At 72.0% G+C, this 21761-nt stretch carries 20 protein-coding genes; 3 read left to right on the top strand and 17 right to left on the bottom strand.

What is annotated here, in order from left to right:
* Position 1: 1 nt before the first annotated feature.
* From secD to ACFYZF_RS12460, 7 genes are all read right to left on the bottom strand, one after another.
* On the bottom strand, positions 2 to 1915 hold the full coding sequence (secD, locus tag ACFYZF_RS12490) for a protein translocase subunit SecD (protein WP_387019077.1): 1914 nt from the start codon (positions 1913 to 1915) through the stop codon (positions 2 to 4).
* 220 nt (positions 1916 to 2135) lie between these two features.
* Positions 2136 to 2483, bottom strand: coding sequence for a preprotein translocase subunit YajC (gene yajC / locus ACFYZF_RS12485; RefSeq protein WP_387019074.1), 348 nt, complete (start codon positions 2481 to 2483; stop codon positions 2136 to 2138).
* 139 nt (positions 2484 to 2622) lie between these two features.
* Positions 2623 to 3693, bottom strand: a complete 1071-nt coding sequence (ruvB, locus tag ACFYZF_RS12480; protein WP_387019071.1) for a Holliday junction branch migration DNA helicase RuvB — start codon at positions 3691 to 3693, stop codon at positions 2623 to 2625.
* Positions 3690 to 4292 carry a Holliday junction branch migration protein RuvA gene (gene ruvA / locus ACFYZF_RS12475; protein ID WP_387019068.1) on the bottom strand — a complete coding sequence of 201 codons (603 nt, stop codon included), beginning with the start codon at positions 4290 to 4292 and terminating at the stop codon, positions 3690 to 3692. Before ruvA ends, ruvB begins: the two co-directional genes overlap by 4 nt.
* Positions 4289 to 4816, bottom strand: coding sequence for a crossover junction endodeoxyribonuclease RuvC (gene ruvC, locus ACFYZF_RS12470; protein WP_387019065.1), 528 nt, complete (start codon positions 4814 to 4816; stop codon positions 4289 to 4291). The genes ruvA and ruvC overlap by 4 nt, the downstream gene beginning before the upstream one ends.
* Before the next feature lie 225 nt (positions 4817 to 5041).
* A complete protein-coding gene (locus ACFYZF_RS12465) occupies positions 5042 to 5650 on the bottom strand; it encodes a TetR/AcrR family transcriptional regulator (protein WP_387019062.1) in 609 nt (202 codons plus the stop codon).
* Positions 5651 to 5661: 11 nt separating this feature from the next.
* On the bottom strand, positions 5662 to 7233 hold the full coding sequence (locus ACFYZF_RS12460; protein ID WP_387019059.1) for an MFS transporter: 1572 nt from the start codon (positions 7231 to 7233) through the stop codon (positions 5662 to 5664).
* Between the two features lie 603 nt (positions 7234 to 7836).
* Here ACFYZF_RS12460 and ACFYZF_RS12455 point away from each other — a divergent pair.
* Positions 7837 to 8433 (top strand): hypothetical protein, encoded by a 597-nt coding sequence (locus tag ACFYZF_RS12455; RefSeq protein ID WP_387019056.1) that lies wholly within the window; start codon positions 7837 to 7839, stop codon positions 8431 to 8433.
* Positions 8434 to 8646: 213 nt separating this feature from the next.
* On the opposite strand, the gene ACFYZF_RS12450 is transcribed toward ACFYZF_RS12455, so the two are convergent.
* Entirely contained in the window at positions 8647 to 9684 is a 1038-nt protein-coding gene (locus ACFYZF_RS12450) for an aminotransferase class V-fold PLP-dependent enzyme (RefSeq protein WP_350882384.1), read from the bottom strand.
* Between the two features lie 72 nt (positions 9685 to 9756).
* A complete protein-coding gene (dnaE, locus tag ACFYZF_RS12445) occupies positions 9757 to 13290 on the bottom strand; it encodes a DNA polymerase III subunit alpha (protein ID WP_387019053.1) in 3534 nt (1177 codons plus the stop codon).
* Between the two features lie 196 nt (positions 13291 to 13486).
* Between dnaE and ACFYZF_RS12440 the strand changes: the two genes are divergently transcribed.
* Positions 13487 to 13828, top strand: a complete 342-nt coding sequence (locus ACFYZF_RS12440) for a PadR family transcriptional regulator (protein WP_387019051.1) — start codon at positions 13487 to 13489, stop codon at positions 13826 to 13828.
* On the top strand, positions 13825 to 14772 hold the full coding sequence (locus ACFYZF_RS12435; protein WP_387019049.1) for a permease prefix domain 1-containing protein: 948 nt from the start codon (positions 13825 to 13827) through the stop codon (positions 14770 to 14772). The genes ACFYZF_RS12440 and ACFYZF_RS12435 overlap by 4 nt, the downstream gene beginning before the upstream one ends.
* Before the next feature lie 68 nt (positions 14773 to 14840).
* Here the strand turns inward: ACFYZF_RS12435 and ACFYZF_RS12430 are convergent, their stop codons facing one another.
* The 8 genes from ACFYZF_RS12430 to pgsA all read right to left on the bottom strand — a co-directional run bounded on the left by ACFYZF_RS12430 (position 14841) and on the right by pgsA (position 21564).
* Positions 14841 to 15464: a DUF402 domain-containing protein gene (locus ACFYZF_RS12430; RefSeq protein ID WP_387019047.1), complete on the bottom strand. Its 624-nt coding sequence runs from the start codon at positions 15462 to 15464 to the stop codon at positions 14841 to 14843.
* 3 nt (positions 15465 to 15467) lie between these two features.
* Positions 15468 to 16217, bottom strand: a complete 750-nt coding sequence (locus ACFYZF_RS12425; protein ID WP_387019044.1) for a YebC/PmpR family DNA-binding transcriptional regulator — start codon at positions 16215 to 16217, stop codon at positions 15468 to 15470.
* Between the two features lie 242 nt (positions 16218 to 16459).
* Positions 16460 to 17062: a pyridoxal 5'-phosphate synthase glutaminase subunit PdxT gene (gene pdxT, locus ACFYZF_RS12420; RefSeq protein ID WP_387019041.1), complete on the bottom strand. Its 603-nt coding sequence runs from the start codon at positions 17060 to 17062 to the stop codon at positions 16460 to 16462.
* Between the two features lie 75 nt (positions 17063 to 17137).
* Positions 17138 to 18055, bottom strand: coding sequence for a pyridoxal 5'-phosphate synthase lyase subunit PdxS (gene pdxS, locus ACFYZF_RS12415; protein ID WP_387019040.1), 918 nt, complete (start codon positions 18053 to 18055; stop codon positions 17138 to 17140).
* 169 nt (positions 18056 to 18224) lie between these two features.
* Positions 18225 to 18725: a hypothetical protein gene (locus ACFYZF_RS12410; protein ID WP_387019038.1), complete on the bottom strand. Its 501-nt coding sequence runs from the start codon at positions 18723 to 18725 to the stop codon at positions 18225 to 18227.
* An 82-nt stretch (positions 18726 to 18807) separates the two neighbouring features.
* The gene (locus ACFYZF_RS12405; protein WP_387019035.1) at positions 18808 to 19968 is read right to left on the bottom strand and encodes a glycosyltransferase family 4 protein; all 1161 of its coding nucleotides are present in this window, start codon (positions 19966 to 19968) and stop codon (positions 18808 to 18810) included.
* 16 nt (positions 19969 to 19984) lie between these two features.
* Positions 19985 to 20935 (bottom strand): phosphatidylinositol mannoside acyltransferase, encoded by a 951-nt coding sequence (locus ACFYZF_RS12400; protein WP_387019032.1) that lies wholly within the window; start codon positions 20933 to 20935, stop codon positions 19985 to 19987.
* The gene (gene pgsA / locus ACFYZF_RS12395; RefSeq protein ID WP_387019030.1) at positions 20932 to 21564 is read right to left on the bottom strand and encodes a phosphatidylinositol phosphate synthase; all 633 of its coding nucleotides are present in this window, start codon (positions 21562 to 21564) and stop codon (positions 20932 to 20934) included. Before pgsA ends, ACFYZF_RS12400 begins: the two co-directional genes overlap by 4 nt.
* Positions 21565 to 21761: the final 197 nt, after the last annotated feature.

The following is a 21761-nucleotide window of genomic DNA, read 5'->3' as shown; positions in this document are numbered from 1 at the left end:
CTCAGGCCTCCTTGACGCGCGAGGTACGGGGGGTGGCCTGCTCGGTCCGCGCCGGAAGGGCGCGGCCGAGACCGCTGACCCGCGGGGACAGGAACGCCCGGGTCCGGGCGAACATCGTCATGATCGGGTGACGGAAGAGGAAGACCACGACCAGGTCGAGCACCGTGGCCAGGCCGAGCGCGAAGGCGAAGCCCTTCACCGTGCCGACCGAGACGATGTAGAGCACCACGGCCGACATGAGGGTGATCGCGTTGGCCGAGATGATCGTTCGGCGGGCCCGGATCCAGGCCCGCGGCACCGCACTGCGCGGGCTGCGGCCCTCGCGGATCTCGTCCTTGAGCCGTTCGAAGTAGATGACGAACGAGTCCGCCGCCACGCCGAGCGAGACGATCATGCCGGCGATGCCGGCGAGGGTGAGGGTGAAGCCGATCTGCCGGCCGAGCACCACCAGCGCGCCGAAGACCAGCAGCGCCGACAGCACCAGGCTCAGGAAGATGACCGAGCCGAGCAGCCGGTAGTAGAAGAACGAGTAGATGATGACCAGCAGCATGCCGATGCCGGCGGCGAGCAGGCCCGCACGCAGGTGGCTGGCGCCCAGCGTGGCGGTGATGTTCACCTTGTCCTGTTGCTCGAAGGTGACCGGCAGGGCGCCGTAGCGCAGCTGGCTGGCCAGGTCGCTGGCCGTTTTGTTGTCGAAGCTTCCGGTGATCTGCGAGTCACCGGTGAGCACGCCCTGGATCTCCGGCGAGGAGACCACCTTGTTGTCGAGGACGACGGCGACCCGGCACTTGCCGTCCTGGCCCAGCGCGGTCTGGTCGCACGCCTGGCCCTCGTTGGTGAACGCCTCCCGGGTCAGGGCGGTCCACTTCTCCTGGCCCTTGCCCTTGAAGTCGAGGCTGACCACCCAGGAGCTGGTCTGGTCGAGCACCGCGTTGGCGTCGCCGACGTCGGTGCCGAGCACCTTCGCCACGTCGAGCAGGTACTTCTGGGTGCCGTCCTCGCAGGCGATCGCCTTCTGCTTCTCGTCCTTGATCGACGCCGCCGGGCGCTGGTCGAGCTGGGCGCAGCCGATCGTCGGGACGTTGAACTGCATCTCCACCGGCAGCACCGCGACCTCGCGCGGGGAGAGCGTGCCGAACGGCTTGAGGGTCGTGCCCAGCGACGGATCGGTGGTCAGGTCGGCCGGGGCCTGCAGGCCGCTGGCGGCCTGCCAGGCGGCGGCCCCGACCTTCTGCTGGACGGCCGCGCGCTGCTTCTCGACGCCCTCCGGCACCGGCTCGGCGCTGGCGCTCGGCGACGGCGCGGCGGCGCTCGGCGAGGCCGACGGGGTGGCGCTGGCACTCGGGGCCGCGGCCCCGCCACCCTGACCGCCGGCGCTCGGCGACGCGGTCGCCTTCGCTCCGGCCGACGAACTGCCCGACGGCTTGGGGCTGGCGCTGCCCGACGGCTTGGGGCTCGCGCTGCCCGACGGGGCCGGGGTCGGCGTGGCCGCCGGGGGGGCCACCGCGCCGGTGCCGTCGGCGGCCTTCAACACCTTGCGGAAGCGCAGCTCGGCGGCGCTGCCGACGTCGGTGAGGTCGCGGTTCTCACCCGGCAGGGAGATGACGATGTTCCGGTTGCCCTCGGTGACCACCTCGGCCTCGGCCACGCCGTACGCGTTGACCCGGTTCTCGATGATCTGGCGGGCCTCTTCGAGGTTCTCCGTCGTCGGGGGCTTGCCGTCGATGCTGTTCGTCGCCTCGAGCGTCAGCCGGGTGCCGCCGATCAGGTCCAGACCGAGCCGAGGCTCGAGCCGATCCTTCAAGCCACCACTGGCGCCGCCCGAGAAGAACACCATGAGATATAGGACGACGAAGATGAGGCCGAGCACGGCAAGCTGCCGTCCGGGCCGCATCTGTCCCTGAGGTGGTGCCACGGCTGTCTGTCTCCCTGTTACGGTCGCGCCGCCGACACGGCGGCGCGAATGTCGGGCCGGGGGTCCCGGCGACGGCTGTCCGGGGCCGGCGACCCGACGCCGGCACGGCTGACCACGGCCGACGCGGGGGCGTCGACCGGCAACCTTCGGGTGTCGGCGTCAGGTGTCGACCCAACTATCCAGTTTTAACGGCGTCTCCGCTGCCCCGTCGGGGAGGCGGTCACTCCTTGACGGTTTCGACGTCCTCGCCGACCGGCTCGGTCGCCTCGACCCGCTCGGCCCGGTTGATCACTCGGGCGATGGCCGGACGGGCGTACCGGGTCTGCACGCCGGGCGCGACCTCCAGCAGGACGGTGTCGTCGTCCACCTCGGTGACCGTGCCGTAGAGACCGCCGATGGTGACCACCTCGTCGCCAAAGCCGAGGGCGGACTGCATCTGCTCAGCCTCGCGGCGGCGCTTCTGCTGAGGGCGGATCATCATGAAGTACATGACGCCGAAGAGCAGGGCGATCATGAGGATCGGCGTAAGACCGCCGACTCCTCCTCCGCCCGCTGCTGCGTAGAGCACGGTTACTGACCTTCCGGTTGGCCTTCGGCTCGGCGCGAAAGCACCGGAGCGGAGGCGGGGTCTCACGTCCTGTACAAACCGCGGCGAAGTCTAGTCCCTGCACCTGGGAACGCCGAAAGCGGCATAGATCACGTTCGGATCACGGCTGATCCGGCGCGGCGGAGAACAGATCGGGCGTGGCAGGAGCATCGGTGCCAAATGTACCATTTGGCGGGGTACGGCCCAGGTGCCGCCAGGCCGCCTCCGTCGCCACCCGGCCTCGCGGGGTGCGGGCGAGCAGCCCCGCCCGGACCAGGAACGGCTCGCAGACCTCCTCGACCGTGTCCGGCTGCTCCCCCACCGCCACCGCCAGGGTGGACAACCCGACGGGCCCGCCCCGGAACGAGTCGACCAGCGCGGTGAGCACGGCCCGGTCCAGTCGGTCCAGCCCGAGCGCGTCGACGTCGTACACCGTGAGGGCGGCCCGGGCCGTCTCCAGGGTGACCACGCCGTCGGCCCGGACCTCGGCGAAGTCCCGCACCCGGCGCAGCAGCCGGTTGGCGATCCGGGGGGTGCCCCGGGACCGGCCGGCGATCTCGACGGCGCCGTCGTCGGTGATCGGCACACCCAGGATCCGCGCCGAGCGACGCAGCAGCACATCCAGATCGGCCGGGGAGTAGAAGTCCAGGTGCGCGACGAAGCCGAACCGGTCCCGCATCGGCCCGGTCAGCAGGCCGGACCGGGTGGTCGCGCCGACCAGGGTGAACGGCTCCACGTCCAGCGGGATGGCGGTGGCCCCCGGCCCCTTGCCGACGATCACGTCGACCCGGAAGTCCTCCATCGCGCTGTAGAGCAGTTCCTCGGCCGGCTTCGCGATCCGGTGGATCTCGTCGATGAACAGCACGTCACCCTCGGCGAGGCTGGTCAGGATCGCCGCCAGGTCCCCGGAGCGCTCGATCACCGGGCCGCTGGTCACCCGCAGGCCGGCGCCCAGCTCCGCCGCCACAATGTTCGCCAGGGTGGTCTTGCCCAAGCCGGGTGGGCCCGACAGGAGGATGTGGTCGGGCGGGGAGCCGCGCCGCATCGCGCCCTGGAGCAGCAGGTCAAGCTGGTCGCGGACCCGGTGCTGGGCGATGAACTCCGCCAGCCGCTTCGGCCGGACACTGGCCTCGGCGTCCAGCTCGGCGTCGTGGACGTACGCCGAGACGAGGTTGCCGTCCGGGCCCGTCATCGGGTCCGGCCGAGGAGGCGGATGGCCTGCTTGAGCAGCACCGGCACGGGCGGGGGCGGCCCGTCGACGGTCTCCGCCACGGCGGCGACAGCCTGGTCGGCCTGGCCGGCCGTCCAGCCGAGCCCGACCAGGGCCTGGCGGACCTGCTCGGGCCAGGCGCCCCCGGTCACCCCGGCCGCGCCGTCGGCGCCCACCGGCACCGGGCCGATCCGGTCGCGCAGCTCCAGCACCAGGCGCTCGGCGCCCTTCTTGCCGATGCCCGGCACCCGGGTCAGCGCCGCCGTGTCGGCGTTGGCGACCGCCCTGCGCACCGCGTCCGGGGTGTGCACGGCGAGCACCGCCTGGGCCAACCGGGGACCCACCCCGCTGGCGGTCTGGAGCAGCTCGAACAACTGCTTGGCGGCGTCGTCGGCGAAGCCGTAGAGGGTGAGCGAATCCTCCCGGACCACCAGGCTGGTGGCCAGCCGGGCTGGCTGGCCGACCCGCAGGTCGGCGAGCGTGCCGGGGGCGCAGTACACCGCCAGGCCCACCCCGCCGACCTCGACCACGGCGTGATCGGGGCCCGTCGCGGTCACCGTGCCGCGCACACTGGCGATCATCGTGCTCCTCCTCGTCGTACCCGGTCGGCCGCCTCGGCCAGCTTCGAGCGGGTGCCACCGCGCCAGACGTGGCAGATGGCCAGCGCGAGCGCGTCGGCCGCGTCGGCCGGCTTCGGCGGCTCGGACAGCCGCAGCAGCCGGGTCACCATGGCCGTCATCTGCGCCTTGTCCGCCTGGCCGGACCCGGTCACGGCAGCCTTCACCTCGCTCGGGGTGTAGGTCTGCACCGGCAGGCCGGCCCGCGCGCCGGCCAGCACCGCGATCCCGCTCGCCTGGGCGGTGCCCATCACGGTGCGGACATTGTGCTGGCTGAACACCCGCTCCACGGCGACGGCGTCCGGCTGGTGCTCGGCGACCAGGTCGGTGAGCGAGCGGTCCAGGTGCAGCAGGCGCAGCGACAGGTCGTCACCCGGGTCGGTCTGGACGACGTAGTAGGCGACCAGGGTGCAGGGCCGGCCGGGGACTCCCTCGACCACACCGACCCCGCACCGGGTCAGCCCCGGGTCGACGCCGAGCACGCGCACGCCGCCTCCTCCCCCAGCCGCCAGCAGTACGTGTGTTCGACACCCTACTGGTCGCTCCGGACACCCTCCGCCGGGGACACGCCGGCAGCCGGCCGCAGCGCGCGGGGCTCCGGCGGTGACGGGGGCCGGTGGGCCGTCCACCACCCGGTTGCAGTGGCGAGCGTGCCCGGCGGATTTTCGGGACCGTCACGGCCCGGAGTTCCGGGTCGGCCCGCCCCGGAGGGGTCAGCGGGCCCGAATGCCGTCCAGGACGCCGTCGACGATCCGGCCGGGCAGGGAGCCCTCGTCCAGTTCGGGGTTCCAGCGCAGCCACCGCTGTACCAGCATCGGCCCGGCCAGCAGGGCCATCACCACCTCGATGTCGAGGTCGGCACGCAGCTCACCGCTGCGTACCCCCCAGCGGAGCACCTCGCGCATGAGCTGCCGGCGGGGCTCGATGATGTTCTGGTAGACCCGGAAGTGGTCCGGGCTGCGGTTCACCTCCGACACGAGGCAGGGCATGATCTTCGCGGCCCGGGGGTCGACGTTGTGCCCGATCGCGCCGACCAGCAGCACCAGGTCCTCCCGGACGGAGTGCCCGGTCGGCTGAGGGAGGACGCCCTTGAGGCGGCGCAGCGCGTCGAGCATCAGCGCGTCCTTGCCCGACCAGCGCCGGTAGATGGTGGCCTTACCCACCCCGGCCCGGGCGGCGATGGCCTCGATGGACAGCGCCTCGATCGTGCCGCCCTCGGCGAGCAGGTCGAGAACGGCCTCCACGATCGCCTCGTCCGCGCGGACGCTCCGCGGTCGGCCGGGCGGTCGCGGAGCGTCGGCGGCAGAAGTCATGTCCGACATTCTTCCCATATTTATGCGGCTCCGGCCAACTCCGGTTTCCCGGCCACCGGCGTCGCGGCCGGCGGCTGCCCCTGGTCCCGGCCGGGCATCCAGCGCAACGCGACCACGATGCCGAGCGCGGCGACCGCCGCCGAGAGGGCCGCCGCCCAGTGCATCGCCGAGACGAAGGCGTGGTTGGCCGACGTGACCAGCGCCGGCCCGGCCGGGCCGAGCTGGCTGGCCGCGGTGTACGCCCCGGAGATCGACTCAGCGGCCGCCTCGTGCGCCGCCGCAGGCAGGCCCCGCAGGGCCGGGGCGACGTCCTGGCGGTACAGCGCGGACAGGACCGAGCCGAGCACGGCCACCCCGAGTGCACCGGCGACCTGCCGAATCGTGTTGCTGACCGCCGAGCCGACCCCCGCCTTCTCCCGGGGCAGCGCCGACATGATCGACTCGGTGGCCGGCGGCATGACGTTCGCCATCCCCGTGCCCTGAAGGAAGAAGCACACCAGGACCGCCCAGAGCGGGGTGCTGGCATCAATGAACACGAACGCCCCCAGCGACACCACGGTCAGCGCCAGGCCGACGACCGCGACCGCCCTGCCCCCGTACCTGCGGACCATCGCCGCGCTGCGCGGGGCGAAGATGAGCTGCGCCGCGGCGAAGGGCAGGAAGAGCAGGCCGGTCTCCAACGGGCTGTAGCCGCGGACCAGCTGAAGATAGAACGAGCTGAAGAACATCACGCCCATGGCGGCGAAGAAGATCAGCCCGACCAGCGCCACCGGCGCGGCGAACCGCGGCACCCGGAACAGCCGGACGTCCAGCGACGGGTGGTCGCTGCGCAGCTCCAGCACCACGAACCAGGCCAGCACGGCCAGTCCGCCGACGATCGACGCCCAGACCAGCGGCCGGTCGAAGCCGTGCTCGCCGCCGTCGATGATGCCGTAGGTCAGCGCGACCAGGCCCACCACCGACAGCAGCACGCCGGGGACGTCGACCCGGCCCGGGTCGGGGTCGCGCGACTCGGGGACCAGCAGGGCGACCAGGACCACGCCGAGCACGACGACCGGCACATTGATCAGGAAGACCGAGCCCCACCAGAAGTGCTCCAGCAGCGCGCCGCCGAGGATCGGGCCGATCGCCACGGCCAGGCCGACCGCGCCGGCCCAGATGCCGATCGCCCGGCCCCGCTCCCGGGGGTCGAAGACGTTGGAGATGATCGACAGGGTCGCCGGCATGATCGCCGCGCCGCCCAGGCCCATCAGCGCGCGGGCCGCGATCAGCTGGGCCGGGTTCTGCGCGTACGCGGACAGCAGTGAGGCGAGGCCGAAGAACACCAGGCCGGCCACCAGGAACCGCTTGCGCCCGGCGCGGTCGCCGAGCACGCCGAAGGTGAACAACAGACCGGCGAAAACCAGGGTGTAGGAGTTGATGGACCACTCCAGCTCGCCCTGGGTGGCGCCGAGACCGCGCACCGGGTCGGCGAGGGTACGCAGGGCGACGTTGAGGATGGTGTTGTCGAGGACGACGACGAGGAGGCTGATCACCAGCACCCCGAGGATCGCCCACCTCCTCGGGTGTCCGGTGTTCTCGTGAAGCTGCATGGCCGGCTCTCCCCCAGGTCCACCCGCGGCAATTACGAAACGGGTCATACTCGTAACGCGAAACGAGCCTAGGCCAACCCTTTTCGATACGGAACCGTCCCGTATCCCTTGTGCCCCACCTCACACCAACCCCTGCCCCCGCCCCGTAGCGGGCGCCCAATGGCGGATCAAGAGGTTCGGGTCAGATTCGGGCGCACCCACTCCGCCAGCCCCACCCGGCCCGGCCAACTCACCAAGCCGGCGCAAACCTCTTGATCACCCTGTGCCGAAGGCCGGGGTGGGCGGGCCGGAGTGAGGTTTGGGGTGGTTCGGGGTGTGACCGGGGGCATCCGTCCGGCGGAACATGGGCCGGCCCGGGGTCGTTACACATGGCAGACGATCGAGTAGCGCACCCCGCTGCCGAGCCGCCCGAACCCCCGTGGAATGCGGGCCGGCCCCCGGTCGTTACACATGGACCCGCCGCCACCAGCACCCCCCTGCGGGCGCGGTGAGCCGCGACTTCCCCCCTGATTCTTGATCTGTTGGGCGCCTCGACGTGGTGCTCACACCCCCCGCCCCTCCCCGGGCGGGCGCGTGTGTCGACCCCCGATTGGAGACACCCCCATGAACACGATCATCCGTAAGAGCGTTCTCGGCATCGCCGGTCTCGCCTTCGCCGGCGGCGTGTTCGCCGGCCCCGCCACCGCCCACACCACCACCCCCACCGCATCCACCCCGACCACCGCCGTCGCCGTACAGGCCGACAAGCCGACAGTCGACAAGGCCAAACTGATCCCCCACGGCGTGCAGGGCGAACAGTCCCGCATCACGCTCGACGACGAGCAGACCGCCAACGCGAAGGCCATCATCGCCGCCACGAAGAAGGCCGGCATGAACGAGCGGGCCGCCGTCATCTCCATCGGCACGTCCCTGCAGGAGTCGAAGCTGGAGAACCTGGGCCACCTGGGCGACCGCAACGACCACGACTCGCAGGGCCTGTTCCAACAGCGCCCCACCTCCGGCTGGGGCACCCCCGAACAGATCACCGACCCCGAATACTCGACCCTGGCGTTCCTGAAGGGTCTGAAGCAGGTCGACGGGTGGCAGGACATGCCGCTGACCGAGGCCGCGCAGACCGTGCAGGTGTCGGCGTACCCGGACGCGTACGCGCAGTGGGAGCAGCAGGCCGCCGACCTCGTCACCGAGCACTGGAACAGCTGACCCCCGCACCACCGAACAGCCAACCGGCCAGGCCCCCGACAAGGGGGCCCGGCCAGCGGCGTGTCCGGCACCCGTCACCCCGAAACCCGGACCACGACCTCGCGCGCCGGCCCCACGCCCAGTCCGACACAGCCCGGCTCTTGGCGGCCCGTCAAAGGGCAGCACGGGACCGCGCCGCCGGGGTGTCCGGCGGCGCGGCGGTGGGCGATCTGGTCAGCCGGTCAGCGCGTCCAGGGCCAGGTCGACGTCGGCCTGCGAGGTGTACAGGTGGAACGAGGCCCGGACCCGACCGGCGCGTACCGCCGCCCGGATGCCGGCGCGTTCCAACCGATCCCGCGCGTCGGGCGCATCGACGGTGACGATCGCACTGTCCCCCGGCGGCTGACCCAGCCCGGCGAGGAACCGGTTGGCCAGCGCCACGTCGTGCTCGCGCACCGCCGGCACTCCGATCTCGGCGAGCAGTTCCAGTGCGGGAGCGGCGCCGACCCAGCTGAACCAGGCCGGGGAGATGTCGAACCGCCGGGCGTCGGCGGCCAGCCGCAGGGGTGGCCCGTAGTGGGACGTTCGCGGGTCACCGGCCGCGTACCAGCCGGCCGCGTCGGGGCGCAGCCGCTCACGCAGGGCCGGGGCCAAATAGGCGAAGGCCGTGCCGCGCGGCCCCATCAGCCACTTGTACCCGCCGACCGCCACCACGTCGGCCCGGCCCGCGTCGAACGGCAGCCAGCCGCACGCCTGGGTGGCGTCGACGGCCACCAGCGCGCCGTGCGCCCGGGCGGCGGCCACGATCCCGTCGTAGTCGGCGATCGTGCCGTCGGCGGACTGCACCAGGCTGAACGCGACCAGGTCGGTGCCGGCGTCGATGGCGTCGACCAGACCGGCGGCCGGGACGGTGCGCACCTCGACGCCGCGCTCGGCCTGCGCCAGCCAGGGGAAGAGGTTGGAGGTGAACTCGACCTCCGGGACGACCACCGTGGCGCCGGGCGGCAGTGCCGCCGCGACCGGGGCGAGTATCTGGGAAACGGTGCTGCCGACCGCGACGTCGGCGGCCGGCACCCCGACCAGGCCGGCGAAGGCCGCGCGGGCCCGCTCGGTCGACTCGCCCCAGCCCTCCCAGGAGGTCCGCCCCACCCGCCAGTCGGCCAGCGCCTCCTGCAACGCCGCCCAGGCCGGCTCGGGCGGCAGCCCGTAGGTGGCGGTGTTCAGCCAGCCGGGTTCCGGCTGCCACAGCTTCAGTGCCTGCTCCAGCTCCATGTCGCGACGCTAACGGGTGGGAACCGGCCGCTGGCAGCGCCAATCCGCCAGCCGTGGCCGTCGGTGGGCGGATCAGGTCACGTTGGCCGGGCCGAGGACGCTCTTCAGGTCGCCCATCAGCGCGGTGGTGGCGGCGACCCGGAACGGCCCGAGCCGCAGGGTGGTGGTCTTGCCGCCGTTGAGCAGCTTCACGTGCACCTCGGTGTCGCCGGGGTGCAGCACCAGCGTCTCCTTGAGCCGCTCCACCAGCGGGGGCGTGCACCGGTGCACCGGGATGGTCAGGGTGACCGGCTTGCTGCCCGGGGTGCTGCTGACGTCGGGTAGCTGCATGTCCATCGCCATCATGCGCGGGGTGTCGTCGCGGCGGTCCACCCGCCCCTTGACCACCACGATGGCGTCCTCGGCGATGTACTGCCCGATCACCTCGTACGTGTTCGGGAAGAACAGCGTCTCGACGCCGCCGGCGAGGTCTTCGAGGGTGGCCGAGGCCCAGGCCCGGCCCTGCTTGGTGACCCGGCGCTGCACGCCGGAGAGGATGCCGGCGAGGGTGACCACCGCGCCGTCGGGGACGGTGCCCTCCTCGGACAGTGAGGCGATGGTGCAGTCGGCCGCGGCGTTGAGCACGTGCTCCAGGCCGAACAGCGGGTGGTCGGAGACGTACAGGCCGAGCATCTCCCGCTCGAAGGCCAGCTTGTCCCGCTTGTCCCACTCGCTGTCGCCGATGGTCGGCATGACCGTGGTGCTGCCGGTGGCCTCCGCGTCACCGAAGCCGGCGCCGAACAGGTCGTACTGGCCGACGGCCTCCTTGCGCTTGACGTCGGCGTACGCGTCGATGGCGTCGGCGTGCACGGCGAGCAGGCCCCGGCGGGGGTGGCGCATCACGTCGAACGCGCCGGCCTTGATCAGCGATTCGATGGTCTTCTTGTTGCAGACCACCGCGTCGACCTTGGACAGGAAGTCGTAGAAGTCGGCGTACTCGCCCTTCTCCTGGCGGCAGCGCATGATCGAGGCGACGACGTTCGCGCCGACGTTGCGGATGGCGGCGAGGCCGAACCGGATGTCCTTGCCGACCGGGGTGAACGGCCCGGCGGAGGTGTTCACGTCGGGCGGCAGGACCTGGATGCCCATCCGCCGACACTCCGCCAGGTAGAGCGCCATCTTGTCCTTGTCGTCGCCGACGGAGGTGAGCAGCCCGGCCATGTACTCGGCCGGGTAATGCGCCTTCAGGTACGCCGTCCAGTAGGAGACCAGGCCGTACGCGGCGGAGTGGGCCTTGTTGAAGGCGTACCCGGCGAACGGGACCAGTACGTCCCACACGGCCTGGATGGCCTCGTCGGAGTAGCCGCGCTCGCGGCAGCCGTCCCGGAACGGGACGAACTCCTTGTCGAGGATCTCCTTCTTCTTCTTGCCCATCGCCCGGCGCAACAGGTCGGCCTGGCCGAGGGTGTAGCCGGCCAGGATCTGCGCGGCGCGCTGCACCTGCTCCTGGTAGACGATCAGGCCGTGGGTGGGGGCGAGGATCTCCCGCAGCGGCTCCTCCAGCTGCGGGTGGATCGGGGTGATCTCCTGGAGGCCGTTCTTGCGCAGCGCGTAGTTGGTGTGCGAGTCGACGCCCATCGGGCCGGGCCGGTAGAGCGCCAGGACGGCGGAGATGTCCTCGAAGTTGTCCGGCTTCATCAGCCGCAGCAGCGAGCGCATCGGCCCGCCGTCGAGCTGGAACACGCCGAGGGTGTCGCCCCGGGCCAACAACTCGTACGCGGGTTTGTCGTCCAGGGGCAGCCCCAGCAGGTCGAGTTCCTTGCCGTGGTTGAGCTGGATGTTCTTGACCGCGTCGTCGATGATCGTCAGGTTGCGCAGGCCGAGGAAGTCCATCTTCAACAGCCCGAGCGACTCGCACGTCGGGTAGTCGAACTGGGTGATCATCGCCCCGTCGGCGTCCCGGCGCATCAGCGGGATGTGCTCGATGATCGGCTCGGCGGACATGATGACACCGGCGGCGTGCACGCCGGTCTGCCGGATCAGCCCCTCGATGCCCTTCGCGGTGTCGATCACCTTGCGCACGTCCGGGTCCGACTCGTACAGGCCGCGGATCTCCCCGGCCTCGGCGTAGCGGGCATGCTTCGGGTCGAAGATGCCGGTGAGCGGGATGTCCTTGCCCATCACCGCCGGGGGCATCGCCTTGGTGATCCGGTCGCCGACCGCGTACGGGAAGCCCAGCACCCGGGCCGAGTCCTTGATCGCGGCCTTCGCCTTGATCGTGCCGAAGGTGGCGATCTGGGCGACCTTGTCCTCACCCCACTTGTCGGTGACGTACTTGATCACCTCGCCGCGCCGGCGCTCGTCGAAGTCGATGTCGACGTCCGGCATCGAGACGCGCTCGGGATTGAGGAACCGCTCGAAGATCAGCCCGTGCTGGATCGGGTCCAGGTCGGTGATGCCCAGCGCGTACGCGACGAGGGAGCCGGCGGCCGAGCCACGGCCCGGGCCCACCGCGATGCCCTGGTTCTTCGCCCACTGGATGAAGTCGGCGACCACGAGGAAGTACGACGGGAAGCCCATCTGGATGATGACGCCCAGCTCGTACTCGGCCTGGACGAGGTGGCCCTCGGGGATGCCGCCGGGGTAGCGGCGGGCCAGCCCGGCGAAGGTCTCCTTGCGGAACCAGGACTCCTCGGTCTCCCCCTCCGGGACGGGGAAACGCGGCATCAGGTTGTGGAACTCGAACATCCCGGTGGGGTCGACCTTCTCGGCGACCAGCAGGGTGTTGCGGCAGCCCTCCAGCCAGGCGTCGGAGTTGTCCACGGCGCGCATCTGGTCGGCGGACTTGATGAAGTAGCCGTTGCCGTCGAAGCGGAACCGGTTGGGGTCGGCGACATTCGCGGCGGTCTGGACACAGAGCAGGACGTCGTGCGCCTCGGCCTGCGCCTCGTGGGTGTAGTGCGAGTCGTTGGTGACCACCGGGGGGATGCCCAGCTTGCCGCCGATCTCCAGCAGTTCCTTGCGGACCCGGTGCTCGATGGAGATGCCGTGGTCCATGATCTCCAGGAAGTAGTTCTCCTTGCCGAAGATGTCCTGGTACCGGGCCGCGGCTTTCAGCGCCTCGTCGAACTGCCCCAGCCGCAGCCGGGTCTGCACCTCCCCGGACGGGCAGCCGGTCGTCGCCATCAGACCCTCCGAGTGCTCGGCTATGGTCTCGGCGTCCATCCGGGGCCACTTGACGAAGAAGCCCTCGGTGTATGCGCGGCTGGTGAGCTTGAACAGGTTGTGCAGGCCGCTCTTGTTCGCCGCCCAGATCGTCATGTGGGTGTAGCCGCCGCTGCCGGAGACGTCGTCGCCCTTCTGCTCCGGCCGACCCCACCGCACCCGCTGCTTGTGATACCGCGACTCCGGCGCGACGTACGCCTCGATACCGAGGATGGGCTTGACCCCGGTGGCCATCGCCTGCTTGTAGAAGTCGTTCGCGCCGTGCATGTTGCCGTGGTCGGTCATCGCCACCGCCGGCATTCCGAGCCGGTCCACCTCGGCGAACAGGTCCTTGAGCCGGGCCGCACCGTCGAGCATCGAGTACTCGGTGTGCACGTGTAGATGCGCGAACGAATCGCCCATGCAGAGCGCCCCCCCGGGTCGGATCATGGGTCGGCCGAACTGGCCGGGCACCACCCTACCGAGGCGACCGAGCCGGCTCCACCGTCCGCGCCGGGGGTCGTGGCCCGCGTCTCCGCCGGCAGCTCCGGACATACCCGGCCGGGAACAACGATGCGCCGGATGACAACACTGTGTGGCATACAGTATGGTGTGAGGCATGCTGAGCGACGACATCCTGCGGATCCATCTACAGGAGCTGCGCCGGGGGACGGTGGTGGTGGCGAGCCTGGTCGCGCTGCGCCAGCCGGGCTACGGCTACGCGCTGCTCCAGCGGCTCGCCGACCACGGCTTCCCCGTGGACGCCAACACGCTCTACCCCCTGCTGCGCCGACTGGAGGAGCAGGGGCTGCTGACCAGCGAGTGGAACACCGAGGAGCGCCGGCCGCGGAAGTTCTACCAGACCAGTGACGACGGCGAGACGGTGCTGCGCCTGCTGCTGACCGACCTCTCCGCCGTGCAGAAATCCCTCACCGGCCTGATCGAAGGAGTGGACCGATGACTTCGCTGACCGACCGCTATCTCGCCGCCACCCTGCGCGCGGTGCCCGCCCCCCGGCGGGAGGAGATCGCCACCGAGCTGCGCACCTCGATCGAGGACATGATCGAGGGTCGCACGGACGCCGGGCGCGACGCCGCCACCGCCGAGCGCGAGGTGCTCACCGAGCTCGGCAACCCCGACCGGCTCGCCGCCCGGTACACCGACCGCCGGTTGCAGCTCATCGGCCCCACCTACTACCTGCACTGGCAGCGGCTGCTGCGGCTGCTGCTCACCTTCGTACCGGCACTGGCGGGCACGGTGGTCGGGGTGGTCCAGGCGGCCACCGGGAAGGCCCCGATCCCCGCGATCACCTCCGGGTTCGGCACCGCCTTCGAGGTCGCGATCCAGGTCACGTTCTGGGTGACCCTGACCTTCGCGATCATCGAACGCGCCGACCCGTCGCTGAAGCTGCCGGCGTGGACGGTCGACCAACTGCCCGAGGTGCCGGCGAAACAGGACATGGCCCTGACCGACATCGCCGCGTCCGTCGCCCTGTTGCTGTTCACCGCGGCCTTCCTGCCCTGGCAGCACTTCTGGTCGTGGGCGCGGCAGATCGACGGCGAGCGCATCCCGCTGCTCGACCCGGCGCTGTGGCGGTCGTGGCTGCCGGTGCTGCTGGCCGTGCTGCTGGCCGGCGTGGTCTTCGAGCTGGTCAAGTACCGCGTCGGGCGCTGGACCTGGCCGCTGGTCGCGGTGAAGGCCACGCTGGACCTGGCGTTCTCGGTGCCCGTGGTCTGGCTGCTGGCGGACGACCGGCTGCTCAACCCGGACCTGGTCGAGCGCTTCGCCTGGCTCCAGGACGAGGGCAACCGGCAGTCGATCACCGTCATCGCGATCATCACGACGGTGGTGGTCCTGGTCTGGGACCTGATCGACTCCGGCGTCAAGGCCCGGCGCGCCGGCTGACCGGCCCCGCCACCCGGCCCGGCACCTCGTCACCGGGTATGCCGGGCCGAAGGGCCGCGCGGCCGGGGTCAGCAGGGGACGGTGTCCCACCCGGCGGGCAGCGTCGGCACCGGCCAGGCCGGGTCGGGACGCCACCGCGCCCACGCCGGATCCCACCAGCGCTCCCCCGCGTCGAGCAGGGCCGCGATCCGGTCACCCTCCGCGCGGATGGCCGCCGCCATGCCCGGATAGCGCCCCTCGACGAGGCGCTGGGCGAACATCTCGACGTCCTTGAACTCGTACCGGTCGGCGTCCGCCGCCCACCACAGGTCCAGCTCGTGGTCGAGGGTGTCCACCCCGATCGGGGTACGCCGCAGCGGGTCCTGGAGGTTGAAGTACCAGCCGGCGAACGACCGCCCCGGTTCGGCCCAGAACACGTCGACGGAGTGCGCCTCGCCGGGGCGGTGCAGCATCAGCTTGCCGGGCCCGCGCCACGCGTGCTGCCCGGCGACCTGCCAGGGGTGCCGCCCGCAGGGGAAGTTCCCGCGCTCGGGGAAGCCGAACTCGGCCCCGGTGGGCAGGTAGAGGGCCAACAAATCCGGCGAGTCCCGCACGCAGACGGTCGGGGCGGCGAACCAGACCTCGCCGCGCAGGATCTCGCGCCGGACAACCACATCACCCGGCGCGAACCGCCGCTCCCGCCCGGTCGCCACGGCTCAGCCGACCGCGGCCATAACCTCGTCGGAGACGTCGAAGTTCGCGTAGACGTTCTGCACGTCGTCGCAGTCCTCCAGGACGTCGATCAGCTTGAAGGTCTTGCGAGCGCCCTCCTCGTCCAGCGGCACGTTCATGCTGGGGATGAGGGAGGACTCGGCCGACTCGTACTCGATGCCGACGTCCTGCAGGGCGGTGCGCACGGCGATCAGGTCGGTCGGCTCGGAGACCACCTCGTACGCCTCGCCGAGGTCGTTGACCTCCTCCGCCCCGGCATCGAGGACCGCCATCATCACGTCGTCCTCGGTGGTGCCGGCCTTGGGCACGATCACCACGCCCTTGCGGGAGAACATGTAGGACACCGACCCGGCGTCGGCGAGCGATCCGCCGTTGCGGGTCAACGCGGTGCGCACCTCGGTCGCGGCCCGGTTGCGGTTGTCCGTGAGGCACTCGATGAGCATCGCCACGCCGTTCGGGCCGTACCCCTCGTACATGATCGTCTGCCAGTCGGCGCCGCCGGCCTCCAGGCCGGAGCCGCGCTTGACCGCCCGGTCGATGTTGTCGTTGGGTACGGAGTTCTTCTTCGCCTTCTGGATGGCGTCGTAGAGGGTGGGGTTGCCGGCCGGGTCGCCGCCGCCGATGCGGGCCGCTACCTCGACGTTTTTGATCAGCTTGGCGAACATCTTGCCGCGCTTGGCGTCGATCACGGCCTTCTTGTGCTTGGTGGTCGCCCACTTTGAGTGGCCGGACATCTGCTACCTCCGTCTGTTGATCACGCCTGCGTCGACGGCCCGCGCCAACTCCACTTCTCCACCGGCGTAGGACGGGCCGGCCGGCTCTGCGTGGATGGCCGCGGCGGGCGCTGGGCCCTGCCGAACCGCGGCAATCCTACCGAGGCGGGACGGGTCGGTGTCACACCCGGCACCGGCGGGCCCGGCGGCCGGCACGCCGAGGGGGCCCCTCCCGGCACGGAAGGGGCCCCCTCGGCGGTGGCTCAGGCGGCGCGGACCAGGTCCACGAAGTAGCGATGCAGGCGCAGGTCGCCGGTCAGCTCCGGGTGGAAGGAGGTGGCCAGCAGGTTGCCCTGCCGCACCGCGACTATCCGGTCCGCGGTGGGACTGTCGGTGACCCGACCCAGCACCTCGACGTCCGGGCCGACCCGCTCGACCCAGGGCGCCCGGATGAAGACCGCGTGGAACGGCTCGCCCCCGACCCCGGCGATCTCCACCGGCGCCTCGAACGAGTCGACCTGCCGGCCGAACGCGTTGCGCCGCACCGTCATCTCGATTCCGGCGAAGCCGCGCTGGTCGGGGCGGCCGTCGAGCACCTCCGTGGCCAGCATGATCATGCCGGCGCAGGAGCCGTAGACCGGCATCCCGGCGGCGATCCGCTTGTCGATCGGCTCCCGCATCTCGAAGATGTCGACGAGCTTGCTGATCGTGGTGGACTCGCCCCCGGGGATGACCAGCCCGTCGACCGCGTCCAGCTCGCCCGGGCGGCGGACCGGGCGGGCGTCCGCCCCGACCCCGGCCAGCGCGCCCACGTGCTCGCGGACGTCACCCTGCAAAGCGAGCACACCGATGACCGGTGCCGTCACGTTCACTCCTCTCAGGTGTCGGAAAGAGGCCCCTGCTCCGCCTGAGGCAGGGGGAGCAGGGGCCCTCCTCTCACGTCACCAGCCGCGCTCGGCCAGGCGGTGCGGCTGCGGGATCTCGTCGACGCTGATGCCGACCATCGCCTCGCCAAGGCCCCGGGAGACCTTGGCCAGCACGTCCGGGTCGTCGTGGAAGGTGGTGGCCTTGACGATCGCGGCGGCCCGCTGGGCCGGGTTGCCGGACTTGAAGATGCCGGAGCCGACGAAGACGCCCTCGGCGCCGAGCTGCATCATCATCGCGGCGTCGGCCGGGGTGGCGATGCCGCCGGCGGTGAACAGCACCACCGGGAGCTTGCCGGTCTCGGCGACCTCCTTGACCAGGTCGTACGGGGCCTGGAGCTCCTTGGCCGCGACGAACAGCTCGTCGGCCGGCAGCGAGCTGAGCCGGGCGATCTCCTGACGGATCTTGCGCATGTGCATGGTGGCGTTGGAGACGTCACCGGTGCCGGCCTCGCCCTTGGAACGGATCATGGCCGCGCCCTCGGTGATCCGGCGCAGCGCCTCGCCCAGGTTGGTCGCCCCGCACACGAAGGGGACGGTGAACGCCCACTTGTCGATGTGGTTGGCGTAGTCGGCCGGGGTGAGCACCTCGGACTCGTCGACGTAGTCCACGCCGAGCGACTGGAGGATCCGGGCCTCGACGAAGTGGCCGATCCGGGCCTTGGCCATCACGGGGATCGAGACGGCGTTGATGATGCTGTCGATCATGTCGGGGTCGCTCATCCGGGACACCCCGCCCTGGGCGCGGATGTCGGCGGGCACCCGCTCCAGGGCCATCACCGCGACAGCTCCGGCGTCCTCGGCGATCTTGGCCTGCTCGGCGGTGACCACGTCCATGATCACGCCGCCCTTGAGCATCTCGGCCATGCCGCGCTTGACGCGGGCGGTGCCGACGACGGGGGTGGCGCTGGCGTTCGGGGAGATGGTTTCGGGCACGGGTTATCGCTCCTCGGCGTGCTCGGAGGGGGGGTGGCTCAAGCTGAATGCTACGACGGGGTCAACGCCGGTCCGACAGCCAATCAGACCCCGGGTGGCCTGCTCTGTGGCCGTCATCACCCCGGCCCGGCCCCGCTGGTCGACGGGCCCGGGCTGCGGCGGACGCCGCTCAGGCGGGCACGTCGGCGGGGAGCGCGAGGGTCGGGTCGTCGATGTCGAAGTAGCGCGGCCACGGGTGTCGGTGGCCCATCCGCAACAGCCGCACCAGCCGCCGTCCCCGCGCCGCGCGGGCGTCCCGGACCAGGTCGGTGTGCACCTGACGGGCCAGGGCGAGCCGCCGGCTCGCGGCGATCACCGCCTCGCAGTCCGGGTCGGCCGGGTCCAGCCGCACCGCCCGCAACTGCCGGGTGAGGTCGTTCTCCGCGGCCTCCCGCTCCTCCGGCTCGGCGTCCAGTGCGATCCGGGCCGCCGCGTACAACTCCACGCCGTCGCGCCGCTCGGCCAGCACCGCGGCGGCGGCCGCCCGGCGCAGCAGGTGCGCCTCCAGCGCCCGGGCCGCCGACTCCGCGCGCAGGCGCAGCCGCTCGACCCGGCCGACGGTCCAGGTCAGGTACGCCGCGAGCAGCCCCACGACGAGAATCCCGCCCAACCACCACCACATGCCCGGCATCGTAGTGCTGCTCCGTTCGCCTCCGGCCGGAGCGCGACCCGCCCCGACACCTGCGTCCCACCGGCACCCACGGTCACGGCGGTCAGCCCAGCCCCGCCCACTCCTGGTCGATCACCCGCCCGTCGGTCGCCTCGATCGCCGCCGCGTACACCTCCAGCACCCGGCGGGCGACGACCGGCCAGTCGAAGTGCGCCACCACCTGGTCCCCGCACGCGGTCAGCGCGGCCCGCCGCGCCGGGTCGTCCAGCAGCGCGACCAGGGCCGCCCGCAGCGCCACCGCGTCCCCGGTGGGGAAGAGCAGCCCGGCCCGGCCGCCGTCGAGCACCCGGCGGAACGCGTCCAGGTCGCTGGCCACCACCGTGGTGCCGGCGGCGAGGGCCTCGGTGAGGATCATCCCGAACGACTCCCCGCCGGTGTTCGGGGCCACGTAGAGGTGGACGCTGCGCAGCATGCGCGCCTTGTCCTCCTCGGAGACCAGGCCGAGGAAGGTGACCCGGTCGCGCAGCTCGGCGGGAAACTGGTCGAACAGGTCGTCCGGGTCGCCGGGCCCGGCCACCAGCAGCCGCAGGCCCGGACGGGAGCGGGCCAGCTCGACGAACGCGTCGCACAGGATCGGGAAGCCCTTGCGGGCCTCGGTGAACCGGCCGAGGAAGCCGAGCGTGCCGCCCTCGGCCAGGTCGCACTCCCCCGGCCAGCCGGGCAGCGGTGTCGCGTGGCTGAACTTGGCCACGGTGACCCCGTTGGGGATCTCCACCGCGCCGCCGTCCATGTGCTCGACCTGCACCTTGCGGGCCAGGGCGCTGACCGCGATCCGGGCGGTGATCCGCTCCAGCACGATCTGCAGCAGGCCCTGCGCGGCGGCGAGCACCCGGGACCGGGTCATCGCGGTGTGGAAGGTGGCCACCACCGGCCCCTTCGCGGAGAGCACGGCGAGCATCGACAGGCTCAGCGTCAACGGCTCGTGCACGTGCAGCACGTCGAAGTCGCCCCGGGCGATCCACCGCCGGACCCGGGTGGTGGAGACCGGGCCGAACGCGATCCGGGCCACCGACCCGTTGTACGGCAGCGGCACGGCCCGGCCCGCCGACACCACGTACGGCGGGAGCGGCGAGTCCTCGTCGGCGGGGGCGAGGACGCTCACCTCGTGCCCGAGCCAGATCAGCGCCTCGGCCAGGTCCATCACGTGGTTCTGCACCCCGCCGGGCACGTCGAAGGAGTACGGGCACACGATGCCGATCCGCATGTGAGCGCCCTCCGCCTCAGACCGGTCCGGTGACGGCCGGCGGCGTGGAGACGGGCCGGGGCTCGCCGTCGCCGGTGCCGCGCTGGTCCAGCCACATCCGTTGCAACATGTGCCAGTCTTCCGGATGCCGGGCGATGCCCGCCGCCAGACCGTCGGCAATCCGCTGGGTCAGCTCCCGGACCCGCTGGTCCAGCGGCCCGCTGTCCTCCCCGGGCACGGGCAGCGGACCCTCGAGCGAGGCGCACGCCGCATCCGGTTCGTACCACAATGAGGCGACGTAGAGCGGCGCCCCGGTGCGCAGCGCCAGCAGCGCCGGACCGGCCGGCAGCCGGGTCCGCGCGCCGAAGAAGTCGACCTCGATCCCCCGGGCGGACAGGTCCCGGTCGGCCAGCAGCGGCACCACCGCGCCGGCGCGCAGCCGGTCCACCAGCACGTCGAACGCGGGCCGCTCGCCGCCGTGGGTGGGCAGGATCTCCATGCCCAGCCCCCGCCGGAAGGCGAGGAAGCGCTGGTAGATGGCCTCGGGCTTGAGCCGCTCGGCGACCGTGGTGATCGGCCAGCCGGTGGCCGCCACCCAGGCCCCCGCGGCGTCCCAGTTGCCGGAGTGCGGCAGCGCCACCACCGCGCCCCGGCCGGCGGCCACGTCGGCGGCGAGCAGGTCGACCCCCTCGGGGGCGAGCCGGAACCCGGCGAGGAGCTGTTCCCGGCTCAGCGCCGGCAACCGGAACGCCTCCATCCAGTACCGGGCGTAGGAGCGCAGGCCGCGCCGGAGCAGGTCGTCCAGCTCGGCCTCGGGCAGCTCGGGGCCGACCACCCGGCGCAGGTTGGCGCGCAGTCGGGCCGTACCCCCGCCGCCGGAGCGGTGGGCACGGTCGGCGCCCGCCCGGAAGGCCGCAGCCACCACGGGCCGGGGCAGCGCGCGGACCAGACGCCAGCCGGCGACGTAGCCGAGTTCGGTCAGGTTCACCCCTGCGACCCGTCCGGGGTCGCCTCGCGGGCCTGCCGGTACACGTGGGCGATCCGCTGGCCCACGGTGAAGATCGAGACGGCGGCCAGCAGCCAGAGCGCGATCTGCAGGGCGTGCGGGACACCGAAGCCGGTGAGCAGGCCGCCCACGCCGACGATGAGCAGCCGCTCGGTCCGCTCGGCGATGCCCACGTTGCAGGTCATCCCGAGCCCCTCGGCGCGGGCCTTGACGTAGGAGACCAAGCCGCCGGCGGCCAGGCAGAGCAGCGCGGCGGAGACCCCGGCGTGGTCACCCTCGGTGGCCAGCCAGTACGCGACCGCGCCGAAGACGGCGCTGTCGGCGACCCGGTCCATGCTCGAGTCGAGGAACGCCCCGAATCTCGTCGAGCCGCCGCTCATCCGGGCCATCGTCCCGTCGAGCAGGTCGGTCAGCGCGAAGAACGTCACGATGAGGGCGCCGGCGACCAGATGGCCGCGGGCGCCGAAGCCGAGCGCACCGGCCAGCACCCCGAGGGTGCCGGTGACGGTGACCGCATTGGGGGACACGCCCGCGCGGAGCAGGCCGCGCGCGATCGGCTCAACGACGCGGGTCATCCCCGCCCGGACCGACACTTGGAAGATCTTCGCCATGGCGGTCCCACGATAACGGCCGGCCCCCGGCGAGGGCACGCCACGGTCACCGACCCGCCCGGGGAAGTCTTGTGCCGGCCCTCCGAGGGGTGTGAGATCGAGCCTGAGGGTGAGGCAGCTCACCCGACCGACCGTCCCGTACCCGCCGCACGGCAGATCACCGGAGGATGGCGCCGCGGAGCTTGCGCACCGGGCCG

This window comes from Micromonospora sp. NPDC001898 (genome assembly GCF_042891255.1).
In the GTDB taxonomy this organism is placed as follows: Bacteria; Actinomycetota; Actinomycetes; order Mycobacteriales; family Micromonosporaceae; genus Micromonospora.
Note: the sequence above shows the minus strand (reverse complement) of the source record. Positions and strands in the feature narration are given on the sequence as shown.